At 66.8% G+C, this 18,254-nt stretch carries 12 protein-coding genes; 9 read left to right on the top strand and 3 right to left on the bottom strand.

Going from position 1 to position 18,254, the window contains the following annotated elements; translation table 11 throughout:
* Positions 1-46 precede the first annotated feature (46 nt).
* The 6 genes from F7O44_RS10885 to F7O44_RS10860 all read left to right on the top strand — a co-directional run bounded on the left by F7O44_RS10885 (position 47) and on the right by F7O44_RS10860 (position 8,121).
* The gene (locus F7O44_RS10885; protein ID WP_222851265.1) at positions 47-1,342 is read left to right on the top strand and encodes an alpha/beta fold hydrolase; all 1,296 of its coding nucleotides are present in this window, start codon (positions 47-49) and stop codon (positions 1,340-1,342) included.
* Between the two features lie 172 nt (positions 1,343-1,514).
* On the top strand, positions 1,515-2,603 hold the full coding sequence (locus tag F7O44_RS10880; RefSeq protein WP_162450265.1) for a flavin-containing monooxygenase: 1,089 nt from the start codon (positions 1,515-1,517) through the stop codon (positions 2,601-2,603).
* 67 nt (positions 2,604-2,670) lie between these two features.
* Entirely contained in the window at positions 2,671-4,302 is a 1,632-nt protein-coding gene (locus F7O44_RS10875; RefSeq protein WP_162450264.1) for a LuxR family transcriptional regulator, read from the top strand.
* A 358-nt stretch (positions 4,303-4,660) separates the two neighbouring features.
* The gene (locus F7O44_RS10870) at positions 4,661-5,131 is read left to right on the top strand and encodes a methyltransferase family protein (protein ID WP_162450263.1); all 471 of its coding nucleotides are present in this window, start codon (positions 4,661-4,663) and stop codon (positions 5,129-5,131) included.
* 249 nt (positions 5,132-5,380) lie between these two features.
* A complete protein-coding gene (locus F7O44_RS10865) occupies positions 5,381-6,340 on the top strand; it encodes a M64 family metallopeptidase (protein WP_162450262.1) in 960 nt (319 codons plus the stop codon).
* Positions 6,337-8,121, top strand: a complete 1,785-nt coding sequence (locus F7O44_RS10860; RefSeq protein ID WP_162450261.1) for a peptidase M64 — start codon at positions 6,337-6,339, stop codon at positions 8,119-8,121. Before F7O44_RS10865 ends, F7O44_RS10860 begins: the two co-directional genes overlap by 4 nt.
* A 54-nt stretch (positions 8,122-8,175) precedes the next feature.
* Here the strand turns inward: F7O44_RS10860 and argS are convergent, their stop codons facing one another.
* Entirely contained in the window at positions 8,176-9,939 is a 1,764-nt protein-coding gene (gene argS, locus F7O44_RS10855) for an arginine--tRNA ligase (protein WP_162450260.1), read from the bottom strand.
* A gap of 171 nt (positions 9,940-10,110) precedes the next feature.
* Here argS and F7O44_RS10850 point away from each other — a divergent pair, with 171 nt between their 5' ends.
* The 3 genes from F7O44_RS10850 (at position 10,111) to F7O44_RS10840 (ending at position 15,952) form a co-directional block, all read left to right on the top strand.
* The gene (locus F7O44_RS10850; RefSeq protein ID WP_162450259.1) at positions 10,111-12,588 is read left to right on the top strand and encodes an FIMAH domain-containing protein; all 2,478 of its coding nucleotides are present in this window, start codon (positions 10,111-10,113) and stop codon (positions 12,586-12,588) included.
* A 152-nt stretch (positions 12,589-12,740) separates the two neighbouring features.
* Positions 12,741-14,756, top strand: coding sequence for a CocE/NonD family hydrolase (locus F7O44_RS10845; protein ID WP_162450258.1), 2,016 nt, complete (start codon positions 12,741-12,743; stop codon positions 14,754-14,756).
* A 215-nt stretch (positions 14,757-14,971) separates the two neighbouring features.
* A complete protein-coding gene (locus F7O44_RS10840; protein ID WP_162450257.1) occupies positions 14,972-15,952 on the top strand; it encodes an o-succinylbenzoate synthase in 981 nt (326 codons plus the stop codon).
* Positions 15,953-16,050: 98 nt separating this feature from the next.
* On the opposite strand, the gene F7O44_RS10835 is transcribed toward F7O44_RS10840, so the two are convergent.
* Both F7O44_RS10835 and F7O44_RS10830 read right to left on the bottom strand, forming a co-directional pair.
* Positions 16,051-17,340, bottom strand: a complete 1,290-nt coding sequence (locus F7O44_RS10835) for a PucR family transcriptional regulator (protein ID WP_162450256.1) — start codon at positions 17,338-17,340, stop codon at positions 16,051-16,053.
* Positions 17,341-17,469: 129 nt separating this feature from the next.
* Positions 17,470-18,147, bottom strand: coding sequence for a GntR family transcriptional regulator (locus tag F7O44_RS10830; protein WP_222851264.1), 678 nt, complete (start codon positions 18,145-18,147; stop codon positions 17,470-17,472).
* Between the last annotated feature and the right edge of the window lie 107 nt (positions 18,148-18,254).

Genomic DNA, 18,254 nt, shown 5'->3' with positions numbered 1-18,254 from the left:
GCATGGGCTCTTGCGCTGACCCGTGAGCGCCGAGAAGGAGATCAGAGTGATTCCGGCGAGGACCGACGCAACCGTGCGGCTGGGCGGGCTTGCCCTACGTGATCATTGGTTCGAGGTACCGCTGGATCACAGCGCGCCCGGCGGCGAGACCATCCGGATATTCGGGCGTGAGGTCGCGGCGGCCGGCAAAGCCGACGACACCAGTCTGCCGTGGCTGCTGTTTCTCCAGGGTGGTCCGGGTGGAAAAGGCCCTCGGCCCGCGAACGCGAGCGGCTGGCTCGGCCGGGCCGTCCAGGACTTCCGCGTGCTATTGCTCGACCAGCGGGGAACCGGACGCTCGGCACCTGTCACATCCCGCACCATCCTCCGGCACGGCGACGCTGCGGGCCAGGCCAGCTATCTGGGCCATTTCCGGGCGGACTCGATCGTCGCCGACGCCGAGCTGATCCGGACGCGTCTTCTCGGAGCGGACGGCAAGTGGAGTGTCCTAGGACAGTCGTTCGGCGGCTTCTGTACCTTGACCTACCTCTCGTTCGCTCCGGGCGGCCTTGCCGCCGCGTACATCACCGGTGGGCTGGCGCCGATCCTCGCCGCGGCCGACGACGTCTACCAGCGGACGTATCAGCATGTTCGAGCCAAGAACAGTGCGTTTCACGCCGCCTTTCCCGAGGCCCGGGCCAAGCTGGAGGCCGTGGCGGAACACCTCCGGTCGCACGACGTGCGGCTACCGGACGGATCACCGCTGTCGGTGCGCCGGATGCAAAGCGCCGGCGACGCCCTGGGGAGCCGTGGCCGGGCTCCGTCGCTCCAGTACCTGCTCGAGGAGGCATTCGTTGATGGGCCGGACGGGCGGGAGCTGTCGGACACATTCCTCGCAGATGTACACGGCATGCTCTCCTTCGCCGGGCGGCCGCTCTTCGCTGCGCTGCATGAGCCGATCTACGCACAAGGTTCGGCGCCGCGTTGGGCAGCCGAGCGCTTGCGTCCGGCCGACTTCGCTCCCGATGCCGTACCGCTTCTGCTGACCGGCGAAATGATCTATCCGTGGATGTTCGACGACGACCCCGCGCTGCGTCCGTTCCGCGATGCCGCGCATGTGCTGGCCGAGCGTGCGGACTGGCCGCCGCTGTACGACCCAAGGGTGCTTGCCAGCAACGAGGTGCCGGCAGCGGCGGCGCTCTACCTCGACGACATGTACGTGGATGCGGACCTGTCGGCGCAGACCGCTGAGGCGGTGCGTGGGCTGCGGGTATGGAAGACAAATGCCTTTGAACATGACGGGTTGCGCGAAAGCGAGGACGTTCTGGACCGCCTGATCCGGATGGCGCGCGGCGAGATATAGCCCTGTCCTCTCCCGTGATCGTTGACCTCCTCGCACCGCATTTGCCCGATATCGCTGATGATCATTGGGAGGGCGCAACCGGCCGAAATGCATAGTTCACCTCAAGCCGAGTTGCGGAGATGGGGTGGATACCCGACGCGGTAGGCAGGCCCACGTCTTTACCGTCGCCAGCATGAACACACATGTCGAAACACTCGTCATCGGAGCCGGCCAGGCTGGCCTGGCCACCGCTTACCACCTCACGCGTCAGAGCAGGGAATGCCTGGTGCTGGACAGCAACGCGCGCATCGGGGACAACTGGCGACAGCAGTGGGATTCATTGCGCCTGTACACTCCCGCGAAGTACTGCGGGCTACCAGGCATGGCCTTCCCGGCGAAGCCGTGGCACTATCCGACCAAGGACGAAACCGCGGATTTCCTGGAGCTCTACGCCCGCCGGAACGCGTTGCCGGTACGACTGGGAGCGCGGGTTCACCTGGTCGTCGCTGACGGCGACGGATTCCGGGTGGACACGGCGACGGGAACGTATGCGGCCCATAACGTGGTCGTGGCCACTGGTACCTTTGGCCGCACGCCGGAGATCCCCGAGTTCGCTCCGGACCTGGATCCGGCGATAACGCAACTTCACTCCAGCGAGTACCGCCGCCCGGGACAGTTGCCAGCGGGATCGGTGCTTGTGGTCGGCGCATCGCATTCGGGTCACGACATCGCCTTCGAGCTAGTGCGCACTCGCCCTGTGATCCTCGCGGGGCGCGACTGTGGACAGATCCCGGTGCCGCTGGAGAGCCGACGTATGCAAGCGCTCTTCCCGCTGCTGTGGTTCGTCTGGGGAAACGTTGTGAATCGGAGGACACCGATGGGCCGCAGGGCCGTACGGCATGTCCGGTTCCACGGTGGGCCGGCGTTGCGGGTACGGCGCGCCGATCTGCTCGACGCGGGGGTCGAACGTGTGACGCAGCGCGTCGTCGGTGTGAAGAGTGGCAAGCCCGTTCTTGCCGATGGCAGGGTCCTGGAGGTGGCCGCGGTGGTGTGGGCGACCGGATTCCGGCAGCGTTTGGATTGGATACAGCCGAGTATCGAGGGCGACGGCGGCTGGCCGCGTGAGCGGCGGGGTGTGGTCGCGGAGGTGCCGGGTCTGTTCTTCTGCGGTCTGTCGTTGCAGTGGTCGTTCCGGTCGATGCTGGTCGGTGGTGCAGGTGACGACGCGGCGTACATCGCTGGACGGATCGCAGAGCGGGCGCCGGCTTCCGTGGCCGCGTGAGACCGACCGCCCACGTGTGCTGCGCCCGACACGCGCATGCGGTTAGCCTTGTTGCAGAGGTGTGCCCATGGGCGTGGTCGAGGAGCTGGCCAGGAGTCGCGAGGCGTACGAGCGGCGCGACTGGGCCGCTGCCTATGGTCATCTCTCCGAGGCCGATGCGGACGGTCCGCTCCCGGCGGACGCGCTGGCGATGTGGGCGACCGCCGCGCATCTGCTCGGCCGCACGGATGATTGCCTGCGCGCCTTGCAGCGCGCGTTCCAGCAGCATCTCGATGACGGTGACATGGAGCGAGCCATTCGCTGTTGTTTCTGGCTCGGCATGACCCACATGCTCGCCGGCGACACGGCGGTCGCCGGAGGTTGGTGGAGCCGCGGCTGGCGGCTGGTGGAGGAGCTGGGCACGGACACGGTGGAGCGGGGTTACCTGTTGATCCCGCAGGGCATCCAACAGATCAAGTCTGGGCACGTTGCCGCATCCGTTGAGACCGGCGCCGAGGTGGAACGGCTGGGGCGCAGGTTCGCAGACGCAGACCTGATCGCCATGGGGTTGCACGCACGCGGGCGCGCTCTGCTGTACCAGGATCGCGTTCCGGAGGGTGTCGCTCTCATGGACGAGGCACTCGTCGGCGTCGCTGCTGGTGAGGTCTCACCGGTCATCGCTGGAACGATCTACTGCAGCACCATCGAGGCGTGCCAGGAGATTTCCGACTTCGACCGTGCTCGCCAGTGGACGAAGGCCCTGACCCGGTGGTGCGACGAGCAGCCCGACCTCGTTCCGTACACCGGGCAGTGCGCTGTACACCGCGGGCAACTGATGCGGCTGCACGGAGCGTTGCAGGACGCGATCGAGGAGCTGCGATTCGCGTGCCGAAGGTACGCCGACAGCGGTGCGATCTATGCCTCTGGACTCGCCGTCTACGAGCTGGGCGAGGTGTACCGGATGCGCGGTGCCTACGCTGCCGCCGAAGCTGCCTACCAGGAAGCCAGCAGTCTCGGCTGCGACCCGCAGCCGGGCCTCGCGCTGCTACGGCTCGCCCAGGGGCGAACCGACGTCGCTGTCGCAGCGGTCCGCAGGTTGCTCGATGAGGCCGACGACGTGGTGAAGCGGTCGGGGATCTTGGCCGCATGCACCGAGATTCTTCTCGCGGACGGTGACATTGATGCCGCCCGCGCAGTCGCACACGAGCTCACTGACATTGCACGGAGATTCGGGTGTACGGCGCTCCTGGCGCAGGCCGCCGCCAGCCGAGCCGTCGTGGCTCTTGCGGATGGTGACGCGTCCGCCGCGTTGGTGGGCCTCCGCGAGGCGTGGCAGCACTGGTACCACCTCGGCGCCCGCTATGAGGCGGCGCGGGCCCGGCTCCAGCTGGGGCGAGCGTGCCTGAAGGCGGGGGACGAGGACTCCGCTCGCATGGAGGTATCGGCGGCCGCCGTCGTGCTCGGGGAGCTGGGTGCGGGCCCGCTGCTCGCTGAGGCGCAGGCACTCCTTGGCCGAGCGCCGGCACCGGGCGGCCTCACCACCCGTGAGGTCGAAGTGTTGCGGCTGGTGGCGGCGGGTAAGAGCAACGCCGCGATCGCGGGGGAGCTCTTTCTCAGCGAGAAGACCGTCTCCCGGCACCTGAGCAACATCTTCACCAAGATCGACGTCAACTCTCGAACGGCCGCTGCGGCGTATGCGTACGAGCACCATCTGGTGTGAACGACCCATCGAGGAGCTCCGAAATGCGGAATCTGCCCGATGTGGGATGGAGGGACAGCTCCGTACCGTCGACGCATGGGTACGACGCTTCCGGTGATAGCGGGGATGGTCTCGACCGCCGTCTTCGCCGGCAGCGCGCTGCCGATGCTGGTCAAAGCGGCCAGGACCCAGGACCTCTCGTCGTACAGTGTCGGCAATCTGATACTCGCGAACACCGGTAACGGGATTCATTCGATCTACGTCTTTCACCTGCCGTTTGGTCCGATCTGGTTCCTGCACAGTTTCTATCTGCTGACTTCCGCCCTCATGCTTTTCTGGTGGGTGCGGTACCGCCATGGTCCTTTGAGGGGAGCGCGAAATGCGTTACGCACGAGTGCGGAACCTGTGGGAACGAGTGCCGCTTCCAGCGGAAACCGCAGGTGCAATGGTGCTCGGTGCGCTGCTGCAGCGGTGGCGACCGGTGACCTTGCCCGGGTATCTGCGGGCGCCCGGCATGACACTCGTCGTCGCGGGCGTGGTGTTGGCGGGGCGCGCGACGCTGGAGCGAGGACCGGGATCACTGGACGAGCCGCAGTTCCTCGCCACGTCTGGCGTGCACGGCTGGTCTCGTAACCCCATGTACGTCGGCTGTGAGGCTCTGCACCTGGGGCTGGCGTTGGCCACGCGTAATGCGTGGACCGCTGCCACCTGGCCGGTGTCGGCCCTGCTGCTGCACCGTTGGGTGTTCCGGGAGGAAGGGTGGCTACTCGAATGGTTCGGCCGTGAATACGAGGAGTACCGGATGCACGTGCCGCGCTACGCCGGCCGGCGTCGCTCCCGGCATCGTTGACGCCCGTGCGTCTCGTCTTTTGCGGGATCGCCAATGACGCCGGCGCGAGGGAATAACGGGGGCGATGGAAAGGGAAAGGGTGCCTTCGACGTTGGACGGAGTGGGGAGGGTGAAGTTCCGTCAGATGACGGGTGCTCGCCTGCGCCGGTTCCTACTACCGTGCTGGTAGTTCCCACGGCTCGGCGCAGCGCTAGTGTACCGGCTGATGCGGATCGGGCCGCCGCCCCAATCGCGTTCGTGGTGAGCCCGATGAGACCCCGCAGGACACTAGTTCCTCTCGCATCTATTCTCCTGGTGGCCGGGTTGCTGACGGTGCCCGTCGCCGGAACTGCAGCCGATGAGCCGGCCGAACCGGCGCGGCCGGAGGCCAACACCGAGAACCTGCCACCCTGGCCGGAGCCTGGAAGCGCCCGAGTGGTCCCGTTGCAGGAGACCGGACCGGCCGACGAGCGGCTCAATTTGATCGTCATCTGCGACGGATATCAGGCCGCGGAAGTCGACGCATGTCACGAAGACGTCGACCGCAACCAGGCAGTTCAGTGGAGCGTGGAGCCGTTCCGGACGTACCGCGACTACATCAACGTCTATCTGCTGGAGATCTCTTCGGAGGACAGCGGGATCCGTCGTGACCCCGAGGAGGACGCACCACCGGAGGAGCGTGACGCCAAGAACACGCCGTTGCGCCTCTGGTACGCCGACGGCCTGACTAACCCGCTGGCGCGCGGTATCACCTATGGGCAACCGCTGGAAGGTCCGTCGAACGGCAGCGGGTGTCCTGGGCATCCCACACCGACGACGAACCCGGAGTATCCGCTGGACGCCGGCATCCTGGGCGACCCCAGGTGTAATGGCCACCAGCAACGGGCCATGTACCTGAACAGCTATGTCGCCCCGGCGCTCGGTGTACCCGCGGGTAGTTTCCGGCCCACCGGCGGTCAGAATTCCGGGCCGCAGAACATCCAGACACTGGCGATCTCCAACACGTTCACCTATGGCGGGATCGGTGGCCGCGACGCGACCACGTCGGGCGGCAGCCCGCAGGCACCGTTGATCTCCCTGCACGAACTCGGGCATTCACTGGGCACGATGCAGGACGAATACCCGTACTCGAACCGGCCGGAGCCGGGGCCGCCACATCCGGATTCGGAACCGAGCTCGTTCCACCACACCCGGATTCGGAACCGAGCTCGTTCCACCACACCCGGATGACATCGGAGGAGATGATCGAGGCCGAGGCCAAATGGTGGCGCTGGCTGGGCGAAGAGAGCGAGTCAGGTGGCATCATCCGAGCGGCCGATCCGGACGGCTATGAGAGTGGCCTTTACCGCGGCTCGAACGTGTGGCGGCCCAGCCCGAACTCGATGATGCGGTGGATCGGGTCCTACTTCGATCAGGTCGGTCGCGAGCACATGGTGGCCCGCATCACCGGCCAGCGTGACCTCGGCGAGATGAATCTGCGCCACACCCCCGAAGGCGAGGTCCGCCGCGGCAGCGTGATCTGGGTCGAGACGATGCATCCGAAGTACCACGAACTGGACGTCATTTGGCGGATCGGTGGGCCCGAAGGCGAGATCGTGGACAACGCCAGCAGCCGCAGTCTCGAACTGGGTCCGCTCGGGCTCGAGCCAGGCACAGTGGTCCATGTGGAGGTCCGGGATCCGGTCGGCCCGGATGGGATCGACTGGGTGCGCAATCCGTCGACGGGCAGCGGCGCAACGGACTCCGGTTACAACGGCCCACGTTTCGTCCAGACCCGCGAATGGACGGTGGGACGAAACCGGGTAGTGCCGTCGTCGCCGCCGGTGGAGTTCACCGACTCGACGCCGGCCCATCGGCCGGTCGCCGGTGATGAAGTCGTCTATGTCGAGACCACGCACCCCGCCGACCGGGTTCTGGACGTGGCGTGGCACCTCGACGGGGAAGAGCTGGCGAACCCGCTCAACAGCCGGAACCTCGATCTCGGCGCGCTCGGCCTGCCGAGCGGGACGTACGAACTCACCGCCACTGTGACCGACCCGGGCCGCCCGCATGCCGGCAGCGACACCATCGCGTGGACGGTTGACAACGTCCTTCCCACGGCGCCCCGGACACTTTCGGAGCCGTTGGCCACCGTCGGCGGTGACGTGGAGCATCCGGTGTACTTCGAGGGCTGGGACATGTGGCTGGAGCCGCAGGACGATCTCACCGGGTACGACGGCGAGCCCTACGTCGTCGGCGAACTCCGGCTGAACCACGACGGGTGGTTCAACTACTTCGGCTTTCCCGAGGAGCCGATGCCGGAGTCGCCGTTCCGCTTCCGCCACTCCGGAACGGACGTCAAAGCGCTGACGTACGGCAACCTCGGCACCGGAGGGCTGTCCAAGGCCACCTTCGAGCAGGAATACGGTCCCGACGACCCGAACGGCCCGTTCATCCCGGGGTACGGCACCCACACGGTGGAACATCGCGCCATCGACCCGGCCGGCAACATCGGCGACGCCGAGGAGTACCGGGCCACCGTTCTGCCTGGCGAGTCGCCGGAATGCACCCGGACCGTCTCCGGCACGCACAACGGCAACCTTCTCGTCACCAGCGGTGTGATCTGCCTGGACGAGGCGCAGGTGAACGGCACGGTGACCGTCCGAGGCGGAGCGTCGCTCGTGGTCCACGGCGGGTCCGTCAACGGCAGCGTGCTGACCGACCGGGCCGGCGTCGTTCAGATATTCGACACGGCTGTCAGCGGCCAGACCCGGATCTCGGGGACAACCACGGGGGTCACCGTCGTCGGGAGCACCTTCCGCGGTGCGCTGACCCTGACGGGCAACGAACAGGTTCCCCACGATGAGTCGGCCGAGCGCTTCGCCGAGTACGAGGGCGAGTACGGGCCGATTCTGGCCGGAAATACGGTCAACGGCCGGTTGTCCTGCTCGGGCAACAACGCACCGGCGAGCGACTTCGGGGCGACCAATGAGATCAACGGTCCCGCGGCGGGCGATTGCGCGCGGTTGTGACACAGGCCGCGTGCCCTCCATTGCCGGAGGGCACGCGGCACCGCCGTCCGGGCGTCACATGTGTTCGGGAGCGGTGATGCCGAGGAGCCCGAGCCCGTGGCGTAGCGTCCGGGCGGTGAGCTGGCACAGCCCGAGCCGGTTGCTGCGCACGGGCTCGTCGGCGCTGAGCACGTGACACGCCTCGTAGAACGTGGTGAAGTCACGCGCGAGTTCGTAGAGGTAGCTGCAGAGCCGGTGCGGCTCGAGTGTGTCGTGGACCTCCGCGAGCACGGTGGAGTAGGCGTCCAGCTCCAGCGCCAGCGCACGTTCGGCCGGTTCGAGCGGGATGGTGTGATCGATCTCGACGGTCTGATCGCCCGCCTTGCGGAGGATCGACCGGATGCGGGTGTGCGCGTACTGGAGATAGACGCTGGTGTTGCCGGTCAGCGACACCATACGTTCCAGGTCGAAGGTGTAGTCCTTGACCCGCGACGCGGAGAGATCGGCGTACTTGACCGCGCCGATGCCGGCCTGCTCGGCGATCTGGGCGAGCTCTGTCTCGCTCAGCACCGTCTCCCGGTCGGCAACCACGGCCCGGGCGCGCTGCACGGCGTCGTCCAGGAGGTCCATCAGACGTACGGTGCCGCCCGCACGAGTCTTGAACGGGCGTCCGTCGGGACCCAGCACCGTGCCGTAGGCGACGTGTTCGGCACTGACGTCATCGGTCAGCCAGCCCGCGCGGCGAGCCGATTCGAAGATCAACCGGAAGTGCAGCGCTTGGCGCGAGTCGGTGACGTAGAGCAGCCGGTCGGCTCCGAGATCCTTGAGGCGGTACCTGATGGTGGCCAGATCGGTGGTGTCGTAGCCATATCCGCCGTCGGCTTTGCGCACCATGAGCAGAGCCGGCGTGCCCTCAGGGCCCTTGACCTCTTGCGAGAAGACGACGAGTGCACCCTGGCTTTCGACCGCGATGCCCGCGGCCACGAGTTCGGCGACCGTGTCTGGGAGGATCGGGTTGTAGAACGACTCGCCCACGGAGTCCTCCGGGGTGAGCAGCACGCCGAGCCGATCGTAGATGTCCCGGAAGGCCTTCTCGGACTCCGCGACGATCTCCTCCCACCGGGCGAGGGTGGCGGGATCCCCGGACTGCAGGGCCACGACGCGTGCGCGGGAGCGCTCGGCGAATTCGGGGTCGGCGTCGAACAATGCGCGCGCGGACTTGTACAGCCCGTCCAGCGCCGAGACCGTGGACGTGCCGGACGTGAGTTCGTTGTGGTGCCAGACCGCGTCCGGATGCTCGTCCAGGTATTGGATCAGCATGCCGAACTGAGTGCCCCAGTCGCCCAGGTGGTTCTGCCGGAGCACGTCGGCGCCGAGAAAGCCGAGCACACGGGCGAGGCAGTCGCCGATGACGGTGGTGCGCAGGTGCCCCACGTGCATGTCTTTGGCGATATTCGGCGCTGAGTAGTCGATGACGACCCGGCGTTCGCCGACAAGGCCTACGCCCAGCCGAGAATCGGCAAGGCGACCGGACACGTGCTGCCATATCGCGTGGTCGGGAACGGCGATGTTGAGAAAGCCCGGCCCAGACACCTCCACGAGTCCCACTGGTCCGTCGTGGGCGTTGTTGAGCGCGGTACTCAGTTCAGCGGCAAGATCCACGGGTCTGGTACGTGCCCGCTTGGCCAGCGCGAGAGCGGCGTTGGACTGGAAGTCGGCATGTTCGGAACGTCGGACCACGGAATCCGTTCCAAAGAACTCGGGACGAACTCGACTGATCGCCTCTGACACGATTCCGGCGACGCGGTCGAGTAACGGCGGTACCTCGTGGTGGCTCATTGGAACGCTTCCTTCGGTCAGGCTATCCAACGGCGGCGGTCTCAACAGATGTCGCACGATTTGCTGAGATTTCAGGTCAGATGCGCGGTGACGGCCGGTGTCTGCCTCCCTTAGGGTCCCAGAAATCAGTGCCCACGTCGGCCGGCTTTCGCGCGGCCTTGGGAGGGTCACATGGCAGTACGGAAAGGCCACCCACCACGACGAGCAACCCGCCTACGAGCAGCCGGTATCACCGGCTCAGTTGTCCTCGCGCTGTCGATGCTGGGTGGCATCGGCATGGCGACGGCGCAGGACGAGCCATCGCAAGCTCCCGGCACCGGGCCCATCGTCCCGGTAGACCCGCAGGACTGGGTCGACATGGAGTTCAAAACCTGGGACGACTACGTGCCGATCCGGCCCGAGGAATGGAACGACGACTCGAACCACGGCAGTGAGACGCAGTTCGAGGCCGCCGTCATACTCCTTGACTTCGAAGACGAGCCGTTCTTGATCGCCCAGGAGGAAGGCGCGCACCCGTTCGGCAACCCGGCGCCTCCAGGATCGCCGTGGGAAGGGGAGTGGGAGCCCGTCGACGACGTCCGCGGGTGGTTCGACGACTACTTCACGACGCCGAACGAGTTCAACGGCGGCCAGACCATCCACTCGTATTGGATGGAGACCAGCCACGGCCGCACCGGCGTCAGCGTCGATACGTTCGGCCCGTACACCTTGCCGGGCAAATACCACGAGTGGGGACTCGGACACGGCCCGACCGGCGGGCGTTCATTGGGCGACGAGCCCGACTCGGTCTGCCCGGCCGGCGACAACTGCACGACCTTCTCGACGCAGAATCCCGACGGGCGCAACATCCGCCGCGACGGCAACCTGCCATGGCGTGCCGAGATGGAGGCGGAGGGCCTGTCCTGCCCGACGGCGACGAATCTCGACGTGGCCGACTGCGGCTACGACTTCGTGCTGTACGTGACCGCGGGGCACGACGAGTCGTCGACGTGGGAAGAACAAGGCAGGATGATCTTCCAGACGCACGAGGACGTCCCAGATGCTTTCGGCCCTCCGGGCGCCGAGGACGGGCCGGTGCTCAACAGCGCCGGCAATCCGATTCCCAACTACGTCGGCACCCGGTATCTTCACGCCGCCGGCCTGACGCCCGAGGAAGGCGGCTTCACCTCCTGGCGGGCCGGCGCCAGCCAATGGCCCAACGCGACCGGAGGTGCGCGGCCGAGCTCCACCCAGGCGGAGTCCTCCGGCCAGAGTACGTTCGCGCATGAGATCAGCCACTTGTTCGGCCTGCCGGACAATTACAACAACCCGTTCGCGGACAACATGCGCACCGCCACCGGCTACTGGGAGATGATGTCGCGGGGCACCTTCAACGGCCCCGGCGGCACCCACAACCGATGGCAGGTCCCCAACCAGGGTGGTTCGGCGCTCGGCCCGCACCACATGACCAAGTACAAGCGGGACATGGGTTTCTTCCAGCCGGGTGAGATCGCCGAGCTCCAGCGCGACGATTTGCCGGACGACGGGATCGCCGTGGCGACGCTGCAGGCCCGGGCGCACCAGCCTGGCGCCGACGGGCAGCTCGGCATGCGCGTCCGGTTCGGCGAGACCACCGCGAACGGTCAGAACCTGCGCACCTGCGAAGCCCTGGGGCACGTCGGTGACGACTCGTTCTGGTGTCACGGGAACGACAACTACCACAACTACGAGGTGGAGGTCGTCGACACCGTCGGCAACGACTCCTTCGTCCCGGGTCACGGTGTCCTCATCGCGATGACGAGGAACAACAACACCTTCCCGCAGGTGTGGTTGATCGATCCGAATCCGGAGACTCTCGACCTGATCGACTATCACCGTCCGGATGGCACGCCTGTCCCGGTGTTGCGCGGAGACCCGCGTCAGGTGAACAACGCCACCTGGCATGCCGGCACGGACTCCGACAGCGGCTTCGAGTTCGTCGACGAGCACAACAAGCTGCATTTCTACATCCTCGACACGTACCGCGATGACGCCGGCGTGCTGCTCTACGATGTCGCGGTACGGCACCTCGACGGCGCTGGTGACTTCGGCCGGGACGTCTCACTGGGCGGCGTGGACACGTTCGCCGTCGGCGACTCCACCGGCCTGTTGCGGCTCCCACTGACCAACAACGGCGAGGCCGGCCAGGACCTCTACAGCGCGGACGTCTACCGGCTTTCGGCGTCCGTCGACGAGGACGGCTGGGACGTGTGGCTGCCGTATGAGGTCAAGGCGGTCAACGCGGGTCAGACGGCTCCGGCCTATGTCTACGCGGCCGCGGACGATGGCGCTGCCGAGTCGGCCACCGTGACGATCACCGCTACCAGCGAGTCCGACCCGGACGCGACGTCGACCTTCGAGGTGGAGCTCACCACCACCGATCTGAAGGTGACCTTTGGCGGCGCTGCCGAACTGGTGGATTCCTACTACGCGGACGGTCTCTTGGAGCGTCCGGAGCGGCAGCAATTGCTCGCCCACCTCCGGGCGGCCGAGCGTGCGAGCGGGCGAGGTGCCGAACAGGCGCTGAACCGGTTCGTGGACCTGGCCGAGAACATCGGCGACACCGGCGTGTACAGCCTGGCGAGCGCGGCTCTCGTATCGCTCGCCGATGATTTGCGCGCTGAGTTGTAAGCCGGCCCAAGGGGAAGCGTCACCGCGGGCTGATCGGCCGGCGGTGGGGCAGCACCCACACGGCGGTGCTCCGGAGCCTTCCATCCCCCGGCTCCGGAGCACCCCGTCGCTTGATCAGGATCGATGTCCGAGCACGAGGTGTAGGAGGATCGATGCGAAGATTCATGCACGTCAGGCGGGTAGCCGTGATCGCCGTCGGCGCTGGCTTGATCACCGCCATGGCAGTGCCGCTGGCGGGCCAAGCCCAACCGGGCGCGGAGTCGCAGCTGCCTGGGCAACCGGCGGTCGATATTTTTCCCGAGGAGGCCGAGCTCGACGAGGGCGAAGCTTGGGAAGCCCGGCAGCGGTTCGACGACACGCGGGCGCGGCTGCTGTCGGTTCCGGAGCCGGACGAGATCGTCGTCGATGACGGCGTCACCCAGCCGGTGTTCGACTACGCCGGCGCGGTCCGTGAGGCCGTCGAGATCCCCGGCGCGGTGAGCAGCGTCGACGGCGACGAAACCGACACCCTATATGTCGACATCATCCGCCCCGCGGCATCCGACGGCGACTTGAAAGTGCCGACGATCATCGTCCCGAGCCCTTACTACCATGCCAACGGTCGCGGCCGGCTGGCCGAGCGAAAGGCGACCCCGGGCGAACCGCTCGACCATTTCCCGTTGTATTACGACAACTATTTCGTCCCTCGCGGCTATGCGGTAGCGCTGCTGGACCTGGCCGGCACCCGCGGTTCGACCGGCTGCCTGGACATCGGCGGTCCGGCCGAGATCGAGAACACCGTGAAACTCGTCGAATGGCTCAATGGGTCCGGCGTCGCCTACGACCTTGACGGCAATGAAGTCGAAGCCGACTGGTCCAACGGGTTGTCGGCGATGGTCGGGAAGTCGTGGGACGGCACCGTCGCCAACGGTGTGGCAGCGACCGGAGTCGAAGGCCTGGCGACCATCGTGCCGATCACGGCGATCTCGAGCTGGTACCACTGGTACTGGCACAACGGCGTCCATTTCCAGGGACACACCGCGCTGAGCCTGGCGACATCGATCCAGAACTCCAACCAGCTTCCTCCGTTCTCGGAGTGCACCGGCGTGCGCGAGGAGCTGGCTCTAGGTGACATCACCCGGGACCCTGATCACGAGTTCTGGGTCGAACGCGACTACATCCGCAACGCCGACCAGGTCAAGGCGAGTGTGTTCATCGTCCACGGCACCCAGGACTACAACGTCAAGCCGGTCAATTACGGCGAGTGGTGGGACGCGCTGGCCGACAACGATGTGCCACGCAAGATCTGGCTGTCGCCCGTGGCGCACGAGAAGGCGTTCGATTTCCGGCGCGACGAGTGGCTCGTGACGATCCACCGCTGGTTCGACCACTGGCTGCACGGCATCGAGAACGGCATCATGGACGAGCCGGTCGCCGACGTCGAATACGACCGCGACCGCTGGGAGACGTACGACGACTGGCCTGGTGGCACACACACTCTGCTCCGGCTCGGGCAGCCGGAGAACGCCGACGACGTCCGCCAGGGTGTGTTGAGTCTCGACCAGCGCAACCTCTCGCCGCGGACACAGTCCTTCACCGAGGCACGGCGCCCGCTTAACACGGTCGTCCAGAACGGCTTCGCCGACGATGATCACCGGCTCGTCTTCATGACCGGCGAGCTCACCGAACCGGTACGGATCAGCGGCTCGGCGACGGTGTCGCTGCGGGCGTCGATCGACGGGACCGACGCGGGGCTGTCCGCGTACTTGGTGGACTACGGCACCGCCGAGCGCACCAACTGGACCGCCAGCGGCGGGATCCGCAACCTGGAGACCATCAGCTGCTTCGGGCAGGGCACTGAAGCCGACACCGGCTGCTACCCGGACGTCGAGCGCAACACCCGTACGCTGGGACACGAAGCCGTGGCCCGAGGCTGGGCGAGCGCAAGCTTCCTCGCCGATGCCGACGAACTGCGACCGGGTTCCGGGCACCGGCTGGAGTGGGACATCATGACCGACGACTACACCTTCGAAGCCGGCCACCGGATCGGCATCGTGATCGCCGGGATCGACACGAACATCCAGGCGAGGTTCAACCACGGCAACGACATCGAGGTGAACCTGAACGGTAGCCACGTGCACCTGCCGGTGGTCGGCGGTCCGAACGCCCTGCGGCGGGCCCTGAACTGATTGGGGGTGGTGAGGGGTTGCCGGGATGGTTGAAGCCCTCCTCGCCCGCGAAAGGCTCGTTCCTCGCCTTTCGATGCCCGTCCGCACCCCGTCGGGCTTCAACCATCCCATCAACCCCACACCACTTGCGGCCGGGCTTGATCATTGTCCCCGTTTAGGCGCTATAACCCCTAAACGGGGACAATGATCAAGTGGGAGGCGAGAGACTGAATGCGGTGAGGAGCGAGATCGACTTCGACGGGGCGCGGATCTACGCGATCCCGATGCGGACCCGGTTCCGTGGGATCACCGTGCGCGAGGGAATGCTGATCGAGGGACCGGCGGGTTGGGGCGAGTTCTGCCCGTTCGCCGAGTACGACGACGCGACGTCGGCCGCCTGGCTGGCGACGGCTGTCGAACAGGCCACAGCCGGCTGGCCGGAGCCGGTGCGGGAGCGGATCCCGGTCAACTGCACTGTTCCCGCCGTCGGGCCGGAGCGTGCGTACGAGATCGTGTCAGGCTCCGGATGTTCCACGGCCAAGGTCAAGGTGGCCGATCATCCCGACTCCCTCCCTGAAGACCTGGCCAGAGTGGAGGCGGTCCGGGACGCCCTGGGACCAGGCGGCGCAGTTCGCGTGGACGCGAACGGGGTGTGGGACGTCGACGCCGCGGTCACCCATATCCGGCGGCTTGACGCTGCCGCGGGCGGGCTTGAGTACGTGGAGCAGCCTTGTCCGACCATCGAGGACCTGGCGGCAGTGCGCCGCCGGGTGGATGTCCGCATCGCCGCCGACGAGTCGATCCGGCGGGCCGAGGACCCGATGCGGGTAGCAGTAGCGGGCGCTGCCGACATCGCCGTGATCAAGTGCACGCCACTCGGAGGTGTGCGGCGAGCACTGCAGGTCGCCGAGGCCGCCGCGTTGCCGTGCGTTGTGTCGTCCGCGCTGGAGACCAGCGTTGGATTGAGCGCACAACTGGCGCTGGCCGGTGCTCTGCCTGACCTGGATTTTGCTTGCGGTTTGGGCACGCTGGCGCTGCTGGACGGCGATGTCGTCGCCGAGGCCGACTCGTTTCGGCCCGTCGGCGGCTATCTGCCCGTGCCCCGAACTCCGCCCGCCCCCGAACTTGTCCAGCTCAGCCGGTACGAGCTGCGAAACGCGGACCAGGCTGCCTGGTGGAGACACCGCCTCACCCGAGTCCTCAGCGCCCTCCCCTAGATGATCATGTTTGGTGGGTTTTCTCGCGCGTCACCATGCCTGCAGAGGTGGTAACGCGCGAGAAAACCCACCAAACATGATCATCTAGGCGGGGTGAGTCAGCGGATGGCGACGCGTTGGCGAGGTGTGCGCGTCTCGGGCGCCGTGATGTCGTCAGGGGGCCCGCCGGTGCTCTGGCGAGGGGCGTATCGGCCCGTCATACGGGCAACCTTGAGCGCCAGGTGCAGCGCGAGGCGCTCGATGCCGTCCTTGAGGTCGGTGCCGGCGAGCTGCTCCACCCGTTGCAGCCGGTAATAGAGCGAAGTCCGGTGCAGGTTGAGGCGCTCGGCGGTGACTTGGGCATTCCCGGCGACGTCGAGGTAGGTCTCCAGGGTCTCCAGCAGTGGCAGGCACTCCGGATCGTCGAGCAGCCGGCCGAGCCCGGCATGCACCGTAGGGACGTGCTCGCTCATGGACGCGAGCTCCACCACGATCCGGTGGATGCCCAGCTGGGACCAGTAGACGACGCTGCCGATCCCGGAGAGCAGCCGTGCCGCGTCGGCCGACATGCGTGCTTCCCGGAGAGAGTTGATCGCGTGGTCAAGGTCAGCACGGCGGCTGCCGACGCCGGCGACGAGCGTCACCCGGTGCCCGGCGGCGGCGAGCCGGGCCTGGGCGAGTTCGATGGCCAGCTCGATGCGTTCCCGGAGGTGAGGGTCGTCGTCGCTGGGACAGGCGAGCAGCAGCACGCAGTGGTCGCGGCGAACGAGTTCGAGCGCCTGGCCGCGGCGCACCATGCGCTGGAAGTCGGTCATGGCAAGCGCGAAGGCATCTTCGAGATCAAGGGACGGGTGGGCCGGCAGGCCCTGGATAACGGCGATGGCGATGCCGTCGTCGACGGAAATGTAGCCCGTCTCCTCGAGAGTCTGCGCGGCTTCCTGGGTGAGCGGGGAATCGCTCAGGAGCATGTGCATCGCATCGTTGAGGCGTGCGGCGGAGAACAAGCTGGCGGTGCTCTCCCGGTGTAGATGGTCACCGAGTTCGGATGCTTCGTGCACACAGACGTCGATGTCGGCGGCGCTCATGGAATCGTCGGAATCGACGAACCACAGATACCCGAGCGCTTTGTCCTTGTGGAGGACCGGGATACACACACGTGCCAGCATGTGCAGCTCTGGATTGGCGGGTAGCCGAAGAGGCCGCCGGGCGTCCGGTAACCCGAACTCCTTGAGCCAGCTGGTCACCTCGGGCGAGGCGTGCCGGCGCAGGATCGAGTCTTCACGCACGCCGTCGAGCGGCTGGTCGTGTGAGCTGTAGGCGATCAGGCGCATGAAACGGTCTTCGAGCACGGCCGGCCTGCCCACGCGCTCGGCGAGCGCGTCCAGGTGCTGCTGCAGCGTGAGTTCCAATGGCGCCTCCGCACACTGAAGAACCGCGAGTGACACTCACGGACCCCAAAGCAGTATGGCATATGACATGGCACCCATGTCGATCTCCGGATAGCGCTATCCGCAGCCGGACAGCCCGGATCGCCCGGATCATTCATCCCGGTGTCGCCTGACATGTTCGATGTGGACACGCATCAGAGCAGCCAGCGCCGCGCCGTCGCCCGCGGCTAGAAGCTCACACATGGTCAGGTGTTCACCGGCTGCCGTCCTGAGGAGACCTCGTTCCAGTAAACCCATGGGCTCGGCCAGCCGGCACCGATCGTGTAACTCGCGCACCATGTCCACCAGCCGGTTGTTTCCGCTCATCTCCAGCAGTCGCCCGTGAAACTGACGGTCCCCCTCGGTGTAGGTGGCCAGGTCGCCGGCCGCGGCGGCGTCGAGGATCTTCGTGGCGACCCCGGCGAGCGCGGCGACGTCCTCCGCTTGAACGTTTTCGGCGGCGCGCGCCGCGGCCGGCGGTTCCAGCAACAGACGGATGTCGGTGATCTCGTCGAGCTCGGCGTCGGACAGCATCGTCACCTGGAAACCTTTGTTCGGCACGACCGCGATCAGGCCTTGCTTGGTCAGGTCCAGCATCGCTTCCCGGACCGGGGTGGCGGAGACCCCGAAGCGGGTAGCGAGTGCTGGCGCGGAGTAGACCTGACCAGGCTTCATCTCGCCGGCGATGACGGCTGCGCGCAGGGAATCGGCGACTTGTTCGCGCAGACTCGTGCGTTTGGCGAGCGTCGCCGGCACGATCGATTCGGCACCCTCCATCGAACTAGACATCCCCTTGTCCCCGGTCCTGGCCGAAGCTCCGCTGGATCACGGACTCCGGAGCCGTCCGCCGGCGCGGACCGGTCACCAGCCGGTCCGCGCCGAGGGACGTCGCTTCA

It is taken from the genome of Phytoactinopolyspora mesophila (genome assembly GCF_010122465.1).
Classification (GTDB): domain Bacteria; phylum Actinomycetota; class Actinomycetes; order Jiangellales; family Jiangellaceae; genus Phytoactinopolyspora; species Phytoactinopolyspora mesophila.
This window is presented reverse-complemented; position numbering and strand designations above follow the sequence as displayed.

What these genes read in the sequence shown, in the direction of transcription:
- F7O44_RS10880 (WP_162450265.1), top strand. Translation starts at nt 1,515, where the DNA reads ATGAACACACATGTCGAAACACTCGTCATCGGAGCCGGCCAGGCTGGC.
- F7O44_RS10875 (WP_162450264.1), top strand. Translation starts at nt 2,671, where the DNA reads ATGGGCGTGGTCGAGGAGCTGGCCAGGAGTCGCGAGGCGTACGAGCGG.
- F7O44_RS10870 (WP_162450263.1), top strand. Translation starts at nt 4,661, where the DNA reads ATGCGTTACGCACGAGTGCGGAACCTGTGGGAACGAGTGCCGCTTCCA.
- F7O44_RS10865 (WP_162450262.1), top strand. Translation starts at nt 5,381, where the DNA reads ATGAGACCCCGCAGGACACTAGTTCCTCTCGCATCTATTCTCCTGGTG.
- F7O44_RS10860 (WP_162450261.1), top strand. Translation starts at nt 6,337, where the DNA reads ATGACATCGGAGGAGATGATCGAGGCCGAGGCCAAATGGTGGCGCTGG.
- argS (WP_162450260.1), bottom strand. Translation starts at nt 9,939, where the DNA reads ATGAGCCACCACGAGGTACCGCCGTTACTCGACCGCGTCGCCGGAATC.
- F7O44_RS10850 (WP_162450259.1), top strand. Translation starts at nt 10,111, where the DNA reads ATGGCAGTACGGAAAGGCCACCCACCACGACGAGCAACCCGCCTACGA.
- F7O44_RS10845 (WP_162450258.1), top strand. Translation starts at nt 12,741, where the DNA reads ATGCGAAGATTCATGCACGTCAGGCGGGTAGCCGTGATCGCCGTCGGC.
- F7O44_RS10830 (WP_222851264.1), bottom strand. Translation starts at nt 18,147, where the DNA reads ATGTCTAGTTCGATGGAGGGTGCCGAATCGATCGTGCCGGCGACGCTC.